Here is a 16,613-nt window from a genome sequence, read left to right on the forward strand (position 1 = left end):
AAGGTGTCTCGCGGCACCTTTTCTTTGTCTGCTGCTTACGCGTTCGCGAATACCGCGACGCGATGCCTTGCATCTGCCTGCATCACATCGATCATCTGCGGTGTGCCGCGTTTTGCGTCGTCTGGATCGAAATAGGTCTCGGTAGCGCGGCGCTGCATCGGCACTTCGCGCGATACGACCTTGAAACCATCCTGCCGGTTGCCGCGCAACTCCGGCACCGCCTGCAACAAGCGGCGCGTGTACGGATGACAGGGGTCGTCGAATACCGCGTCGCGTGTGCCTTCTTCGACAATGTGTCCGCGCAGCATCACCAGCACGCGCTGCGCGATCTGCTCGACCACGCCCAGGTCGTGCGAGATCAGCAGACAGGCAAAGCCGTAGCGCGCCTGCAGCGCCACGAGCATATCGAGCACCTGCTTCTGCACGGTCACATCGAGCGCGGATACCGGTTCGTCGGCGATGATCACAGCCGGACGACTCGCAAGCGCACGTGCTATCGCCACCCGCTGACGCTGACCACCCGATAGCTCATGCACAAAGCGCTGTGCGTGATCGGCAAGACCGACATCCGCCAGCGATTCGCTGACACGCACTGCACGCTGTGCGGCATCGAGTGTGTGGTCTGCACGCAAACCTTCGGCTACCAGCGCACTGACCCGCATGCGCGGATCGAGCGACGAGTACGGGTCCTGAAAGACGATCTGGATCGCACGACGCGCCAGCTGTAGACGCTTCGCGCTGCCGTCCAGAAACGGTTCGCCGTTCAGCAGAACCTCTCCTTCCGCTGGCGCGACGAGGCCGAGCACGGCCTTGGTCAAGCTCGTCTTTCCGCTGCCCGACTCTCCGACAATAGCGAGCGTTTCGCCTACCCGCACGCTGAACGACGTGCTGTGCACCGCCCGTACCTTGCCAGCGCCGCGCAGCCAGGTGCCGATGCCACCGCGTGCGGCGGGATAGTCGATCGCGACGTTGCGCACCTCGAGGACCGGCGGCACAACTGCGGCGCCACGAGGCACCTCGGCCTGTGCCGGCGGAGCCACGTCCAATGGTGTTTCTGCACGCCGCGGTAACGCATCGAGCAACGCAAGCGTGTACGGATGCGAAGGCCGCGATAACACCTGCGCTGCCGGGCCGTTTTCCACTGCAACCCCGGCACGCATCACGAGCACCTGCTCCGTATATGCGGCAACGAGCGCGAGATTGTGGCTGATAAAGATCAACGCGGTGCCCTCTTCGCGCGTCAATGCTGTCATCAGGTCGAGTACTTCCTTCTGCACGACGCAGTCGAGCGCGGTGGTCGGCTCGTCGGCGATCAGCAGTTTGGGACGCAGCAGCATCACCGCGGCGAGCATGATCCGCTGCCGCATACCGCCGGAGAACTCGTGCGGATAGCGTTTCATGCAACCTTGTGGATCGCGCACCCGTACGCGCTCGAGCATCGCGACCGCCTGGGCCCACGCCTGCGCATGCGGTACACCGCGTCGCCGTGTCAGCGCTTCAGTCAACTGCGTGCCGATGCGAAACGCCGGATTCAGCGACACCATCGGCTCCTGAAACACCATGCCGACCCCGACACCACGCAGCGCGCGCCATTGTGCCGGCGTCTGGTCGAGCAACTCGCGGCCCGCGAAGGTCGCATTGCCGCCGAGTATCTGCGCGGAGTCCGGCAGCAAGCCAAGCAGCGCTTTACCGATCATCGTCTTGCCGCTGCCCGATTCTCCGACCACCGCCAGCGACCTTCCGGCATCGAGCTCGAAACTCACCTGCTGAACCACAGGCTTCGGGTTACCGTCGGCGCCGCGAAACGCGAGCGTGAGATCGCGCACGCTCAGCAGCGGTGTCTGTGCGGATTGCGGAACCGTCATCGGACCACTCCCTTCATGCGCGGATCGAGCAGATCGCGTACCGCGTCGCCGAGCATATTGATGCCAAGCAGCGCGAGCGAGATCGACATGCCTGGGAAAATCGCCAGCCAGATCGCGCGGTCGATTGCACCGCGGCTATCGGCAAGCATGCCGCCCCAGGTCGGCGCAGGCGGCGGTACGCCGAGACCGAGAAAGCTCAGCGCGCTTTCTGCAAGCAGCGCAGAACCGAATAGCGAAGTCGAGAAGATCAGCAGCGGTGCGACACAGTTCGGCAGCACGTGCCGGCATAGCGTCCACCAGCCGCTATTGCCCATTGCACGCGACGCAACGACGAAATCGCGGCTGCGCAGCGACAATGTGCCGCCGCGCGCGAGCCGCATCACCGAGGGCGTGTAAGCAAGCCCGAGCGCAAGGACCACCGCCCATTTCGACGGCCCCAGCACCGTCATGATGCCGAGCGCGAGCAACAAGCCCGGGAACGCCATCAACGCATCGATCAGCACCAACGCCAACCGGTCGAGCCAGCCGCCGACATATCCGCACACAGTGCCGAGCGTCGTCCCAAGCGCGAGCGCGAACAACACCGAGCCAACGCTGACCGTCACGCTCACCCCGGCACCCGCCATGATGCGCGACAGCACGTCCCGACCGAATTCATCGGTGCCGAGCCAGTGCTGCAAACTCGGTGCGGCGTAGCGTGTGACGAGATCGACGTCGCTGGGATCGTAGGGTGTGTAGAAAAGGCCGACCAGTGCGATCAGCAGCAGCCATCCGACCAGCACGACACCGATCGCGAGATTCAACCGCTTGAAGGAGGACAGTTTCATCTAGAGCTTCATGCGCGGATCGAAGACCGGGTACAGCAGGTCGACGAGCAGATTGACGAGGACATAGAGCAACGCGATCAGCAGCAGGCAACCCTGCACGACCGGATAGTCGCGCGCGTAAATACTGTCGACCAGCAAACGTCCCATGCCCGGTAGTGTGAACACGGTTTCGATTACAGCTCCGCCCGCGAGCAAATGGCCGAGGATCAGGCCGACCACGGTCAGCGCCGGCCCGAACGCGTTCGGCAACGCGTGACGCAGCAGGACGCGCGGTTCGGATAACCCCTTGGCACGCGCATGCGAGATGTATTCGAGGCGCAGCACTTCGAGGCTGCTCGCGCGCATCATGCGCGTCAGCACGGCGATTTCACCGAACGCAACGGCCAGCACCGGCAGCACCAGGTATCGCACACTGCCCCAACCCGCTTCGCTGAAACTCTCGTAGCCGAACGTCGGCAGCCATTGCAGCTTCACACCGAATACCCACATCAACAGGATGCCGACCCAGAAGCTCGGCAACGACACCAGCAGGATGCTGCCGAACACGATCGCGGGATCGGCGCGGCGGTTCTGCGACCACGCCGCGAAGAGCCCCGCCGGAATCGCAATCACACTTGCCAGCAGCGTTGCTGCCAGCACGATCTGCGCAGTGACCGGGAACGTCGTGCGGATCAGCTCGGCCACCGGTTGATGACGCGCGATCGACATGCCCAGATCGCCGTGCAGCAGGTGTGTGACCCACACCACGAACTGCTCCGGCACGGAGCGGTCGAGTCCGAACTGGTGGCGCAACTGCGCGAGCAGCACCGGGTCGTTGATATCGCCGAGCATCAACGTTGCGGGGTCGCCGGGAATCGCGCGCATCATGCCGAAGACCAGCAGCGTCACGATGACGACCGTGGGCACCGCCATCGCGATCCGTTTGATCATGTAGGCAAGCATCGTGTTCGCTACTCTTTGGTCACGTTGAACAACCGGATCCGGCGCATCGGCCAGGAGGTCACGCCCTGCAGACGGCTGCTGACAAGCAGCAGGTCACGCGTGTAGTAAGTCACCAGCATCGGTGTGTCGGCGATCATCATGCGGTGCAGTTGCTCGAAGGTCCGCTTGCGCACGTTGTCGTCGGCGACGCCCTGCAGGCTGCGCAGCAACGCGCGCGCAGCGGAGTTTTCCCATTGGTATAACGGCGCCTTCGATTTGTCGCCGAGCACCTCGCCATACATCAATGCCGGATCGATACGCGCCGAGTAGCCGAACGACATCATCTGGAAATGACCCGAGCGAAAGTCGCTGAGCTGCGTACCCCACTCGACGATGCTTAGTTCAGTACGGATACCCGCCTTCGACAACAGCGCCTGCATGTACACCGCCTGCTTGTACATGTCCGTATAGCGCCGGTTGGTTTCGAGCTTCAGCGTCTGGCCGTGGTACCCCACCTGCGCGAGCAGACGCTTCATTTCGGGCAGGTTCTTCGTGTAGCCGGTCGCATCGACAGAAGAAAACAGCTCGCTGGCATCGGGCACGAACGACGGGTTGTAGCGCGCGCGTCCGTCGCTCACCGCATTGACGATACCAGGCAGATCGAGCGCGAGCGCAATCGCGCGGCGCATGCGCACGTCGGCGAGCAACGGGTCGCGTGTCTGCATCAGCAGCGCGGACGGATCGGCGCTCGGACCGTCGATGACATGCCAGCGCGGATCGGGTGGCAACAGGTCGTCGCCGTCGATCCCCATCAAGTCGATCTGCCCGGCGACCAGCGCGGACTTCTGTGCAGCCGCGTCGGGAATCACGACAAAGCGGACGTCGTCGTGCGCGATCTTGGCACCGGCCATACCGCTCGGCGGTTCGCTGCGCGGCCGGTATCGCGCGAACGGCTTGAGCAGCACGTACTGGCCGCGCTTCCATTCCGAGAACACATACGGGCCGGTGGCAACCGGTTTGATCCAGGCACCGGTGCTGTCCACGCTCGACGGGCTCAGCACCGCGAGCGGACAACTCGGATCGACCATGCGTTTGAGGAATAGGGTATCGGGCCGGTCGAGCTCGAAGACAACCGTCGATGGATCAGGCGTGTGGACCGCAAGCACGCGCGCTCCGCGATCGCCGTTATAGAGAAACCGGCATTGAAACTGCGAGCCTGGTTTCATCAGAAACTCGAAGCTCCATTTGACCTCGGCAGAGGTCACCGGCTTGCCGTCGTGAAACAGCACGCCGTGTCGCAGGTGGAACGTATAGGTTCTCTCGTCCGGCGAGATGTCCCAGCTGTCCGCGAGCATCGGCGCAACGCTCAGGTCCGCGCGCAGCGCCACCAGCGACTCGACGACGTTCGCCATGATGTTGTCGGTGGTCACGTTGCGCGCGACGTTGCCGGGCATCGACGTTTGCGTATCGATACTTTCGGCAAGGCGGATTTCGTGTGTCGTTCCCGGCGCTGTCGTTGCGGCCGCAATGGCACGCGGCGCCGCCCACACGACGCATCCCGTCAACGCGACAAGCACGCACAACCGATGTTGCAAGGCAACCAGGCAGCGGGGCATCACAAATGCGGTCTCCAGATATTGTTCTCGCGCCGTCGCTATTGCGAACGCCGCGTACTCAGTACTGTTGCGAAGAAATCGAGCACCGCGGCCTCGATGGTCTGCAACGAGTTATGGGCGATGTTCGGCAATTCGTCGAACTGCACCTTGACGCCGGCGGTTTCGAAGGTCTGCCGCAGCGTGCGCAGGCGCTCCGGGCGCGTAGCACCGGCATCGTTGGCACCCGGCATGTAGCTGCCGCGGCCTTCGCGATGCGTGATCTCCCACGTCTCCAGATCGGCCTTGCCGACCACCATCTGGACAGGCACGCGTTGCAACGCCTCGAGATCGAACGGTTTTCCGAAGCGCTGTTCGATGCCACGCAACCCGACCCACCAGTCGCGGTTCACGTCGAGCAGCGTCACGGAGCCCGGTGCACCGATCGATGCCGCCCACAGCCGCTCCGGGTGCAGGTAGGCAAAGCGGTTGACGAACTGGCCGCCGCCGGAGAAACCAAACAACGCGAACGTGTCGAAGGTTTTGACGTAACGGCTGCCGACTTCTTCGACCATATCGAGCAGCACACGGTCGTAGCGAATGTCGCCTTCCAGCAGATGCTTGTAGCCGTCGCGGTTGTTGTCGCCGAGCACGCCGACCGGAAACAGCGGGCACAGCACCGCGCAGTTGTTCCAGCGGGCAAAGCCTGCGAAAGCGTCGCGGTATTTGATGAAGCCGCGGTCGGTGCCGTGTACCGCAACGACGAGTTCGACGTTGTTCGACGGTTGCCGGATAGCGGGCGGCACGTACAACGTGTAAGCGAAGCGCGGATCGTTGCGGTGCGTGAACACGGTGGTTGAGCCGTAGTCGTACATCGCATCGCCCTGGGAGACGGCACCGGCGGGAGGGTCTTGAGGGGGCATAGACAGACTTAAAGAGTTGTTGGAAATCGTCATATGCGTAGTGTGGATTCGCAAAAACAAAGAAAGTTACGATTTCTTCTTACTTACGATAAACGAAAACTTTAGCTATGCAGGCTTGTGTCAGTCACTCATCGAGATGTGTGACGATCGTAAGCACGCCCTTGCCAGCAAGGAAGCCAGTCCAAAATATCGTGATCTGTTTTTTAGATCGTCACGCCCGGCTCTCCGGGAGCACATGAGGCTCGGCCCGCTACGGTTGCAGGATGCCGGCGATCTTCGCGAGCGCGTCGAGCGTATGACGCAGATGTTCGCGCAGCGCCTCGGACGCCTCGTCGTTGCGCTCCTGTTCGAGCAACGCAAGAATCTGCAGGTGCTGCCGGCAATGTTTGACGTAACGCTTGCGATCGCGCATCGAGCGGTATGAGAGCAGCCTGCGCACGCGGTTCACGCGCTTGATCGTATCGATGAAGAAGGGGTTTCCGGACGCTTCGACCAGCGCTTCGTGAAAGCGCACGCCGCGATCGTGGAGTTGATCCGCGGTATCGGTTTCGATTCCGCCGTCGAGCAGATGCTGCTCCGCGGCACGGCATCGTTCCAGTACCTTGCGTTCGAGACGAAAGCCTGGTTCCAGCAACGCGGCCGGTTCCAGCGCGAGCCGCAGACGGTACGACTGCAACAGGCTGTCCGGCGTGGTCAGCATCGTCGAGAAGATCCAGCCGTAGCCGGGCTTGCGCTCGGCCCAGCCCTCTCCTGCAATCCGTCCAAGTACCGCATTCAACTGGGTATGCGTGAGCCCGTAGCGCTCGCGCAGCATCAGTTCGGATGATGTTTCGGGTAATTCGCCTTTCAGCAGGTCGTCGGCAATCTGGAAGTAGACGCGGGTGACGATGTCCTGCGCGGCCAGACCGAGTCCGTCGACGACTTCCGCAAGCGGTGCGATGACAGGTTTCGCGAGGAAGAAACCGCGGTTCGGTTCGCGGGTCAGGAGGCCTTTTTCGTGCAGTAGCACGAGTGCTTCGTTGACCGGCGAGCGCGAAACGCGCAGCCGGTCGGCCAGCTTCTGCGCGGGCAAATGGCTGCCGACCTCGATCCCTTCGGTCTGGATCAGTTCGATAATCTGGCTCGCGATGGATTGGTCGGGGGTCATCGGGTGCCGTTGGGTAGGCCGGTCGTTGTGCGGTGTGCTGTCAGCGTTTTCTGCAGGATCAGCGGAATCACGCCGCCCACGCGCAGCAGTTCGATTTCGAGCCGCGTTTCCACGGCCGCGTGCGCCTCGAATACCTCGGTACTGCCGTTCGCCCGATGGATTCGCACGGAGATCGGGCCGCGCGGTGCCAACGCATCGGCGTTCGCGTCGATCTCCAGTTGATCGCGCGGCTGGAGATTCAGCGTCGCGGGATTGACGCCCGGTGGCAGGCACAGCGGCAGGATGCCCATACCGATCAGGTTGGAGCGGTGAATCCGTTCGAAGCTGACCGCCACCACCGCGCGGATACCGAGCAGACGTTGCCCCTTGGCGGCCCAGTCGCGCGACGAACCTGTCCCGTAGCGCTCGCCCGCAACGAGCACGACCGCGTCGCCGTTCGCGCGATAGCGGCGCGCGGCTTCGAAGATCGGTAGCACTGCGCCGTCAGGCACATGCAGCGTGTGCGCGACCGGCACATCGGCTTGCAACAGATTGATCAGCGTCTTGTTGTAGAACGCGGCGCGCACCATCACTTCCCAGTTGCCGCGTCGCGATGCAAACACATTCAGATCGTTACGATCGTCGCCGCGCTCCACCAGGAAATCGGCAACAAAACTGTCTTGCGGAATCGCGCTGGCCGGCGAGATGTGATCCGTCGTCACGTCGTCGCCGACCACGAGCAGCGGGTACGCGCGGTAATGTCCTGGCAGGCCGCCTTCATCGAGCGTCGCAAAAGGAGGACGGCGCAGCGCGGTCGAAGTCGGGTTCCATGGGAAGCGTGGACTATCGGGTGCGTCGAGCCGATGCCAGACCGGGTTCCGCGACGCTTCGGCGAATGCACGTGGATAGTCGTCCGGCGAGGCAGCGCGCTCGACCAGCGCGGCAATCTCTTCGCGCGTCGGCCAGATCTGCTTGAGAAAAACCGCTGTACCGTCGGCCCCGATTTGCAACGGATCGCGCTCGAGATTCGCCTGCGCATCGCCTGCTAGCGCGAAAGCGATCACGAGCGGCGGCGACATGATGAAGCCAAGATCCAGCTCGGGGTGAATGCGGCCTGGGAAATTGCGGTTGCCCGACAGTACCGCGACCGGATGAATCGTGCCGTCGGCAAGCGCGGCCTGAACGGGCTCGGTCAATGGGCCGGCATTGCCGATGCAGGTCGTGCAACCGTAACCGACGATATCGAAGCCGAGCGCCGACAGATCGTCGATCAAGCCGGCGCGCTGCAGATAGCTCCCCGCAGCCGGCGAACCCGGTGCAAGCGAAGTCTTCACCCAAGGCGGTACGCGCAACCCGAGGCGGCGCGCGTTGCGAGCGACGAGGCCGGCAGCAATGAGCAACGCAGGGTCCGAAGTATTCGTGCAACTGGTGATCGCGGCGATCGCGACTGGGTATTCAGGCAGGTTTGCTGGCGCGTTGCCGGGTGCGAAGGCGAGCTTCGCCAGTGCTTGTGCTGTATCCGCATAGCCGAGCAGATCCTGCGGGCGGCGCGGCCCGGCTACATGCATGCCGATCGCGGCCAGATCGATGTCGACGACGCGGGTGTAGCGCGGTACCGCATCTGGATCGAACCACAAGCCGGTTCTTTTCATCAACGCCTCGACGCGAGCGATGACGTCTGCTGGCCGGCCGGTCGCTCGAAGATAATCGAGGGTCTGCTGGTCAACCGGAAAAAAGCCCGTCGTTGCGCCGTATTCCGGCGCCATGTTCGCCACTACGCAACGTTCGCCCGCGCTCAGCGTGCTCACACCCTGTCCAAAGAACTCGACGAACGCACCCGTCACGTCGATCTCGCGCAAGCGTTGCGTGACGGTCAACGCCAGATCGGTAGCGAGTACGCCGGCGCGCAACGCGCCGCTCAGCCGCACGCCCACGACATCGGGCACCCTCTGCATGACCGGCATGCCGAACATCACCGTCTGGGCTTCCAGCCCGCCCACGCCCCAGCCGAGTACGCCGATGCCGTTGATCATCGGCGTATGGCTGTCCGTTCCGATCAGGGTATCGGGCACGGCCCAGTCCTCGCCCTCGCGGCTTTCGATCGACACGACCGTGGCAAGCTGCTCCAGGTTGATCGTGTGCATGATCCCCGTGCCCGGCGGATGAATGCGCACGCCTTCGAGCGCGTGGGATGCCCAGCGCAGGAAGCGATAACGCTCCGCATTGCGGTGGAGTTCGAGTTGCAGGTTCAGCGACGCGGCGTCGGGTTGCGCGAAGTATTCGACGGCCAGCGAGTGATCGACTGAAACGTCGACGGGCAGCACCGGGTTCAGCACGGTGGGATCGACGCCGGCTTCCGCGAGCACATCGCGCATCGCGGCAATGTCGACCAGTGCGGGTGTGCTGGTCGTGTCGTGCATCAGCACGCGGCCTGGGTAAAACGCGATCTCCGCGTGGCTCGTGCCGTCTATGAGCCAGTCGAAGATCGCTTCGATCGCATCGTGCTGTTCGGTTCCCTGTGCATTGCGCGCCGCGTTTTCCAGCAGCAGCCGTAGTACCACCGGCAGGCGCAACAGCTCAGCGCCGAACGATGCCTTGAGATCGACGAATCGAAACGAGGCATCGCCGACGCTCAGCTTCGCTGTAGTGGGAATACGGGTAGTTTGCATTCCCGGTATATTGCATTTTTATAATTACAAATGCAATATACCGAAAACGTCAATCTGCTGGAACAGTGCTGCAAGCCTTCGCCAGTCAGCGCGCCGCCGACGCCACATCGGCAGACGCTGCGTCCGGGTCCCAACCGCCACCGAGCGACCGGTACAACGCCACAGCAGCAAGCGCATGTTCGCGGCGCGCCTGGTTCAGCGATTGCTCGTCGCGCAGATACACCTCCTGTGCGTCGAGCACGTCGAGAAAACTCGACGCCCCGTTCTTGTACAACGCGCTCGACAGATGCAGCGCCTGGTTCGACGCATCGAGCGCACCGCCCAGACGCTCGACCTGCACCGCGCCGCTAACGAGATCGCTGCGCGTATCCTCGATTTCCTTGAGCGCCTGCAGCATGGTCTGCTGCAAACCGAGCTGCGATTCGTGCATGCGGCTTTCGTTCTCGTCGATGTTCGCAGTGATACGGCCCGCGTTGAAGATCGGGCTCGTCGCGCTCAATGCGGCGCTGAACAGGTTGTCTGTCAGTGTCGGCAAGCCGAGGTATGACGAAGCAAGCAGGCCGTCAGTCAGACTCAACCGGAATTGCGGATAGCGCTGCGCTTTCGCCGCTCCGACTTCCGCTGCGCGTTGTTCGACGCCTGCATACGCGGTACGCACATCGGGACGGCGCAACAGTGCATCGGAAGGCAGAGTTTGCGGAACGTCGGTGGGTGGAACTGGAATCGCTACTGCTCCAACCAGTGTGTCGCCGCTCAACAGACCATCGACGCTTTCCGGCGCCCGCCCCGAATACACCGCAATCAGGCTCAACTGATGCTGGATCGTCGATTGCGTGCGGGGTATGCGCGCCTGCACGTCTTCGAGTTGATTGCGCGCACGCGCGACGTCGAGCTGCGTCGACAGCCCGTAGTGCAGGCGCTCCTGCGTCAACTTCAGCGCGCGGCTGCGAATCTGCTCGTTGTCTTGCAGGATCTGCAGATCGGCCTGCGCCCAGCGCAGATCGATATACGCCGACGCAGCATTTGCCGCGAGCGCAAGCCGCAGTTCGTTCAGCGCAGCTTCGCGGCCGCTTGTCTGTGCCTGTGCCGCGAGCAACGCCAGACGCTCGCCACCGAATATGTCTGGGGTCCAGCTCGCCGCGAGGCCGAAGCCTGCCTGCCGCACGTAGCCGAGCGGTGGTGGTGCGTTCTGGCGTTCATCGGCCGCTTGCGCGTTGGCATCGAGTTGCGGCAAAAGAACCGCGCCGCGCTGTGTCGCGACGGCCTGCGCCTGCTTGACGCGCTCGACTGCAGCCTTCACATCGAGGTTGTTATCAAGCACCGTCTGCACCAGACGATGCATGACCGGGTCGCCGAACTGCGCCCACCATGCGGCTGCGTCCTTCGTATCGTGCGGCGCATCGACGCTCCATGTCGTGGGCGCAACGGTCTGCACCGTCTGCGGCAGATTGGCATGGCTTTCGGGCTGCACCGCACAGGCCGCGAGACTCGCGATCATCATGGCGGCCAGCGCGCGCTTCATCATTGGGTTCATGTCTGTCGTCTCAGTGTCGGTACATCAGGTTCAATGCGCATCGGGAGGCGGTGCCCGGTTGCCGAACGGCTTCGAGAACACAACGCTCAGCAGACCGACCACGAAGCACAGTGCGACCGCGAAAAAAGCATCGGAGAACGTCAGCACCAACGCCTCGCGCAGCAGCAACGCATGCAACGTGCCGAGCCCTGCGTTCGCGGCATTCAATGCGCCGCCGCCCACCGCAGCAAAATGCGCGGTTTGCGAGTGCAATAGCGACTCGATCACCGGACGCCCCGCGGTGACATGTTCGTCGAGCCGCAGATAGTGCAGGTTCAACCTGTCGTTGAGCATCGTGCTGCTCACCGCAATACCGATCGCACCGCCAAGGTTACGCATCAGGTTAAACAGGCCGCTCGCCGACTTGAGCCGCGACGGCGGCAGCGAGCCGAGTGCCATCGTGACGATCGGCGGTACCGCGAACTGCTGGCCGATACCGCGCAGTGCCTGGGGAATCAGCAGTTGTTGCCAGCCCCATTGGCTCGTCAGCGGCACGTAGAGATAGCAGCCGAGACCGAAGCACACGAGGCCGAACACCATCAGCCAGCGCATATCGAAGAAGCGCGCCAGCTGCGAATACGCCACCAGCGCGATCAACTGAAAGCAGCCCACCGATAGCAGCGCGATACCGATCTGCAGCGAATCGAAGCCGCGCACGCGTGACAGGAACACCGGTGTGAGAAACACCGCGCAGAACAGACCAATGCCGGTGATAAACGACAGCAGACTGCCGATGCCGAAATTGCGGACCGCGAGCGCTCGTAGATCGACGATCGGTTCTTTCGCGGTGAACGCATGCACGAGAAAGAGAAAGCAGCAGATTGCCGAGATCCAGGTGCAGAAAAGGATGACGTGATCGCCGAACCAGTTTTTGCGTGGGCCTTCTTCGAGCACGTATTCGAGGCAGCCGAGAAAACCCGACATCAGCACGATGCCGAGGTAGTCGCCTTTCTTCAGCAACGACAGATCTACCTCGTCGATGTGCACGAAGCGCGGCACCAGCAAGGTGACGAACACACCCGGCACGACGTTCAGATAGAACAGCCATTGCCACGACCATTGCGAAGTGATCCAGCCGCCGATCACAGGGCCGATGGTCGGCGCCAGCGACGCGAGCGCACCGATCGTCGTCGAGGCGATCAGCCGCTGCTTTCCGGGAAACAGCACGAAAGCGGTAGTGAACACGGTGGGAATCATCGCTGCGCCGAGCGCGCCCTGCAGGCCGCGAAACAGGATCATCGAATTGATGTCCCATGCCATCCCGCACAGCATGCTGGTCAGCGTGAAACCCAGTGCGGAAGCCGCGAATACCCAGCGGGTCGAGAACACGCGTGTGAGCCAGCCGGACATCGGGATCACGAGAATTTCCGCGATCAGATACGAGGTCTGCACCCACGAGAGTTCGTCCTGACTCGCGGACAAACCGCCGCCGATGTCCTTCAGCGATGAGGCGACGATCTGGATATCGAGCGTCGCCATGAAGAAGCCCAGGCACATCAACGCGAATGCGAAGACTTTCGTGCGGGTGGGCTGGTCGGCGGGATTCGCAGGAACGGGAGCGTGGTTCTGGGCGCGCGCGGTAAAGGGGGTGGCATTCATGATGCGTCGGGCCGATGGGTTACGAACGGTTCGACGGGCTGTCGACGTGCACCTCGACCGTGGCCGACAGACCCGGGCGCAGCACGCCTTGCATGTCGTGCGGCACATCGAGGCGAATGCGCACCGGCACGCGCTGCACGATCTTCGTGAAGTTGCCGGTGGCGTTTTCCGCGGGTAGCACGCTGAAGGTCGCACCCGTCGCCGGCGCCAGACTCTCGACCGTGCCGTGGATCTCCCGGTTCGATGCATCGAGAGAAACGTCGACTGTGTCGCCGGCGCGCATCTTCTTCAACTGGTCTTCCTTGAAATTCGCGTCGACCCACAAGCCGCTAGCCGGCACGACCGTCAGCAGCGATACGCCAACGTCGGCCAGCAGGCCGACGCGCGCGGTGCGATTGCCGATATAACCGTCGATCGGCGAGCGGATCGTCGTGTATTCGACGTTCAGTGCAGCGACGCGCTGTGCGGCCTGCGCGGTTGCAACCCGCGCCTGCGCATCGCCGACCTGGGCGTCGAGTACCGTCAGTTGCCGCTGGGCGGCGACTAGCGCTGCGTTGCTGCGGTCCACTGCGGCATGCGCTTTCGTGAGATCGGCATCGGCGCGTTCAACCACCTGGTTCGACACCGCATCGTCCTTCACCAGTTCGCGATAACGCGTCTGGTCGGCCGCGCTGCGCGTCAGCTCCGCACCCGACGCCTTCACTTCCGCGGACTGCTCGTTGATCGTCGCGAGCTGCAGCGACTTACGGGCCTGCAGCTCCGTCACCGCCGCCTGGGCACTCGCCACTTCTGCATCAGCCTGGGCAAGGCGCGCATCGTAATCGCGCGAATCGAGCCGGATCAGCACCTGGTTCGCGTGCACGTACTGGTTGTCCTTGACGAGCACGTCGGTGACAAAGCCGTTCACCTTCGGCGCCATCACCGTGACGTCGCCGCCAACATAGGCATCGTCGGTCGTTTCGATGAAGCGGCCGACGATAAACCAGTACGACACGGCAGCGGCCACCACGACGACGACCGTCGCGATCGCAAGCAGCATCCAGGGAATACGGCGCGCGGGTTTGGCAATATCGGCGGGCGCGAGAGTCGATGGAGAAGTGGACATGGTTGTATGTGCGTATGCACTGTTTAACGTTAAAAAAAAGCGCTTGAGAGCGCGCCAGCCCGATATGTCTATTGAAACTTCGCGAAGCTAGCTGCCGGTCATATCGAGCAGCTCACGGCGCAACGACGCCGAGCGCTGTTCGCCGAAGCGTTGCTCGAACTCGTTCTGCGCGGCGCGCCAGTAATACCTCGCAGCCTCGCAACGCTCGATGCCCGCGGCCGTCAACCCCAGCGATAACGCGCGACCGTCCGGTGTCAGTGCTTCGCTCACCACCAGGCGCTCGCGCTGCAATGGCCGCAGCGCGCGCAGCAGCGAGGTGCGCTCCATCACCATCTCGTCGGCCAGCTGCTTCATCGTGAGCCGCCTGCCGCGGCTCAGTCGGCACAAGATCGAGAACTGCGTAATGGTCAGACCGACATTCGCGAGATGGCGGTCATACATCTGCGAGGCGTAGCGTGCGGCCTGGCGTACGGCGAAACAATCGTCTTCCGGAGAAAATTCCATGGCTTTTTGCTGAACTTAAAGTGTATATGCACACAATATGCTGAAAAAAATCTCCGGGATAACCGTGTGCTGCTCGATGCGGTCGACAATCGGGCGTCGTTCATCCTTCTGCCGTAACGTCGAACAGTTCACTGCGCAGTGCCTTGGCCCGCGCCTTGCCGAACTTGCTCTCGAACTCGTCCTGCGCCTCGCGCCATGCAATAGCGGCCTGATCGAAGACCTGCTCGCCGCTTTTCGACAGATTGAACAGATACGTCCGGCCGTCGTGTTCCGATGCTTCGGCGACGACCCACCCGTCGCGTTGCATCGGCTTGAGCGCGCGCACGAGTGTCGTGCGGTCCATCACCATTGAGTCCGCCAGATCCATCATCGTCAGATCCGGTGTGCGGGCCAGCTTGGCCAGAATCGTGAACTGCGCCGCCGTCACGCCCACCTGCGCCATATGGCGCTCGTAGATCTGCGTAACGAAACGCGCCGCTTGGCGCAGCGCGAAGCAGTTGCACTCATCGTAGGAAAGAGGTCGATTCATGGCGGGCAGTTTATATGTGCATACACACACTGTCAAGAAAAGTTGCGCCCGTCATGCTGTTGGAGTAACTTCCCGCTCCGGGATAACCGAAGCCCAGCCTCGAAACCCAACTGATCCACGAGGGCGCCGCAAACTGTTTGCCGCGCCGCCACGTATCGGAAGGGATTCATGGACACACGCATCTACTGGCTGGCGGCAACGGTTTTTCTCGCAGGCATCGACGAAAACATCTGCATCGGCATACTGCCCTCCATTGCGGCCAATCTGCACGTCTCGCTTGCATCCGCGGGGCAGCTCACCACGATCTTCTCCTGCGTTTTCGCGCTCACTGCGTTCGGCCTTTCTATGAGGTTCGCGCGATTCGAGCGCAAGCGCCTGTTGCTCATCGCTCTCGGCGTATTTGCGTGCAGCAACCTGCTTGCTTCACTGAGCCCGGCTATGCACTGCTGTTCGCCGCGCGCGTAGCAATGGCGGCCAGTTGCGCAACCGTGATCCTGCTGGCAACGCGTCTTGCTACGGAACTCGCGCCGCCGCGTTTGCACGGCCGCGCGATCGGTATCGTTTTCATGGGAATCAGCGGGTCGCTGGTGCTCGGTGTGCCAGTCGGCATGACGATCGCCGACTGGGCCGGCTGGCGCGCGGTTTTCGTGGCGATCGGGCTCGCGGTCGTGCCGCTCGGTTGCTACCTTGCGTACCGGCTGCCGGTCGCACCGCCGCACGCAGCTATCGCGTGGCGCACGTATCGCAGTCAGCTCGCGCATCCGGAAACGCTCTGCGCTCAGTTCGTTTCCATTGCGATGATCGGTGGTCACTTCACGCTGTTCGCGTACCTCAGCCCTTATCTGCAGACGTGGCTCGCGCCGCGGCCGGCTGAACTGACACTGCTATATGTCGCATTCGGTGTAGCGGGTGTGACCGGAGCGTGGCTCGGCGGCTGGCTGTCGGATCGCGCCGGCGCATCGCGTGCGTTGCGGCTCTGCCCTGCGGCGTTTCTGCTGGCGATGGCCGCGCTACCGCTCAGCGGACACGCGCTCGCCCTGTTCGTCCCCGCGATGATGATCTGGGGCTGCCTTAGCTGGTCGATCTCGCCGATCGTGCAGAACTACCTGATTCGCAGCGCGCCCGCAGCAGCCGACGCGAACGTCGGCATCAACGTATCCGCGATGCATCTGGGCGTCGCGTTGGGCTCGGGATTCGGTGGATTGCTGGTGGAACGCGGCGCGCTACTCGCGACGCCGTGGGCCGGTAGCGGCCTCGTCGCACTTGCATTGTGTTTTGCATGGCGTTCGACACGCATGCCCGCACCGCAGCATGCGCGTGCATCCATAAAAGCTGAAGCCGCGGACGCGTAACTACACGTCAGGTCCGCGGCGCAAGACC

General features: G+C 62.9%; 12 protein-coding genes and 1 pseudogene. 1 reads left to right on the top strand and 12 read right to left on the bottom strand.

Annotated elements, in window-relative coordinates; genetic code table 11:
* Positions 1 to 35 precede the first annotated feature (35 nt).
* The 12 genes from FNZ07_RS03130 to FNZ07_RS03185 all read right to left on the bottom strand — a co-directional run bounded on the left by FNZ07_RS03130 (position 36) and on the right by FNZ07_RS03185 (position 15,233).
* Positions 36 to 1,865, bottom strand: coding sequence for a dipeptide ABC transporter ATP-binding protein (locus FNZ07_RS03130; protein WP_091008332.1), 1,830 nt, complete (start codon positions 1,863 to 1,865; stop codon positions 36 to 38).
* Positions 1,862 to 2,692, bottom strand: a complete 831-nt coding sequence (locus tag FNZ07_RS03135; RefSeq protein WP_091008335.1) for an ABC transporter permease — start codon at positions 2,690 to 2,692, stop codon at positions 1,862 to 1,864. The genes FNZ07_RS03130 and FNZ07_RS03135 overlap by 4 nt, the downstream gene beginning before the upstream one ends.
* Positions 2,693 to 3,634: an ABC transporter permease gene (locus tag FNZ07_RS03140; RefSeq protein ID WP_091008337.1), complete on the bottom strand. Its 942-nt coding sequence runs from the start codon at positions 3,632 to 3,634 to the stop codon at positions 2,693 to 2,695.
* Positions 3,635 to 3,642: 8 nt separating this feature from the next.
* Positions 3,643 to 5,229, bottom strand: a complete 1,587-nt coding sequence (locus FNZ07_RS03145; RefSeq protein ID WP_091008340.1) for an ABC transporter substrate-binding protein — start codon at positions 5,227 to 5,229, stop codon at positions 3,643 to 3,645.
* Positions 5,230 to 5,267: 38 nt separating this feature from the next.
* Positions 5,268 to 6,128, bottom strand: coding sequence for an alpha/beta hydrolase (locus FNZ07_RS03150; protein WP_091008343.1), 861 nt, complete (start codon positions 6,126 to 6,128; stop codon positions 5,268 to 5,270).
* 250 nt (positions 6,129 to 6,378) lie between these two features.
* Positions 6,379 to 7,275: a GntR family transcriptional regulator gene (locus FNZ07_RS03155; RefSeq protein WP_091008346.1), complete on the bottom strand. Its 897-nt coding sequence runs from the start codon at positions 7,273 to 7,275 to the stop codon at positions 6,379 to 6,381.
* Positions 7,272 to 9,923: an aconitate hydratase AcnA gene (acnA, locus tag FNZ07_RS03160; RefSeq protein ID WP_091008349.1), complete on the bottom strand. Its 2,652-nt coding sequence runs from the start codon at positions 9,921 to 9,923 to the stop codon at positions 7,272 to 7,274. The genes FNZ07_RS03155 and acnA overlap by 4 nt, the downstream gene beginning before the upstream one ends.
* Before the next feature lie 85 nt (positions 9,924 to 10,008).
* Positions 10,009 to 11,457: an efflux transporter outer membrane subunit gene (locus FNZ07_RS03165; protein ID WP_091008352.1), complete on the bottom strand. Its 1,449-nt coding sequence runs from the start codon at positions 11,455 to 11,457 to the stop codon at positions 10,009 to 10,011.
* Positions 11,458 to 11,487: 30 nt separating this feature from the next.
* Positions 11,488 to 13,095: a DHA2 family efflux MFS transporter permease subunit gene (locus FNZ07_RS03170; protein WP_091008355.1), complete on the bottom strand. Its 1,608-nt coding sequence runs from the start codon at positions 13,093 to 13,095 to the stop codon at positions 11,488 to 11,490.
* A 19-nt stretch (positions 13,096 to 13,114) separates the two neighbouring features.
* Positions 13,115 to 14,200: an HlyD family secretion protein gene (locus tag FNZ07_RS03175; RefSeq protein WP_091008358.1), complete on the bottom strand. Its 1,086-nt coding sequence runs from the start codon at positions 14,198 to 14,200 to the stop codon at positions 13,115 to 13,117.
* Positions 14,201 to 14,287: 87 nt separating this feature from the next.
* Entirely contained in the window at positions 14,288 to 14,704 is a 417-nt protein-coding gene (locus FNZ07_RS03180; protein ID WP_091008362.1) for a MarR family winged helix-turn-helix transcriptional regulator, read from the bottom strand.
* Between the two features lie 100 nt (positions 14,705 to 14,804).
* Positions 14,805 to 15,233, bottom strand: a complete 429-nt coding sequence (locus FNZ07_RS03185; RefSeq protein ID WP_091008364.1) for a MarR family winged helix-turn-helix transcriptional regulator — start codon at positions 15,231 to 15,233, stop codon at positions 14,805 to 14,807.
* A 168-nt stretch (positions 15,234 to 15,401) separates the two neighbouring features.
* Between FNZ07_RS03185 and FNZ07_RS03190 the strand changes: the two are divergent.
* Positions 15,402 to 16,585, top strand: a pseudogene (locus FNZ07_RS03190) (MFS transporter).
* Positions 16,586 to 16,613: the final 28 nt, after the last annotated feature.

The sequence above is a fragment of the Paraburkholderia megapolitana genome (genome assembly GCF_007556815.1).
Classification (GTDB): domain Bacteria; phylum Pseudomonadota; class Gammaproteobacteria; order Burkholderiales; family Burkholderiaceae; genus Paraburkholderia; species Paraburkholderia megapolitana.

Bases quoted from the DNA above. Each gene is read 5' to 3' on its own strand.
- FNZ07_RS03130 (WP_091008332.1), bottom strand. From the start codon at position 1,865: ATGACGGTTCCGCAATCCGCACAGACACCGCTGCTGAGCGTGCGCGAT.
- FNZ07_RS03135 (WP_091008335.1), bottom strand. From the start codon at position 2,692: ATGAAACTGTCCTCCTTCAAGCGGTTGAATCTCGCGATCGGTGTCGTG.
- FNZ07_RS03140 (WP_091008337.1), bottom strand. From the start codon at position 3,634: ATGCTTGCCTACATGATCAAACGGATCGCGATGGCGGTGCCCACGGTC.
- FNZ07_RS03145 (WP_091008340.1), bottom strand. From the start codon at position 5,229: ATGCCCCGCTGCCTGGTTGCCTTGCAACATCGGTTGTGCGTGCTTGTC.
- FNZ07_RS03150 (WP_091008343.1), bottom strand. From the start codon at position 6,128: ATGCCCCCTCAAGACCCTCCCGCCGGTGCCGTCTCCCAGGGCGATGCG.
- FNZ07_RS03155 (WP_091008346.1), bottom strand. From the start codon at position 7,275: ATGACCCCCGACCAATCCATCGCGAGCCAGATTATCGAACTGATCCAG.
- acnA (WP_091008349.1), bottom strand. From the start codon at position 9,923: ATGCAAACTACCCGTATTCCCACTACAGCGAAGCTGAGCGTCGGCGAT.
- FNZ07_RS03165 (WP_091008352.1), bottom strand. From the start codon at position 11,457: ATGAACCCAATGATGAAGCGCGCGCTGGCCGCCATGATGATCGCGAGT.
- FNZ07_RS03170 (WP_091008355.1), bottom strand. From the start codon at position 13,095: ATGAATGCCACCCCCTTTACCGCGCGCGCCCAGAACCACGCTCCCGTT.
- FNZ07_RS03175 (WP_091008358.1), bottom strand. From the start codon at position 14,200: ATGTCCACTTCTCCATCGACTCTCGCGCCCGCCGATATTGCCAAACCC.
- FNZ07_RS03180 (WP_091008362.1), bottom strand. From the start codon at position 14,704: ATGGAATTTTCTCCGGAAGACGATTGTTTCGCCGTACGCCAGGCCGCA.
- FNZ07_RS03185 (WP_091008364.1), bottom strand. From the start codon at position 15,233: ATGAATCGACCTCTTTCCTACGATGAGTGCAACTGCTTCGCGCTGCGC.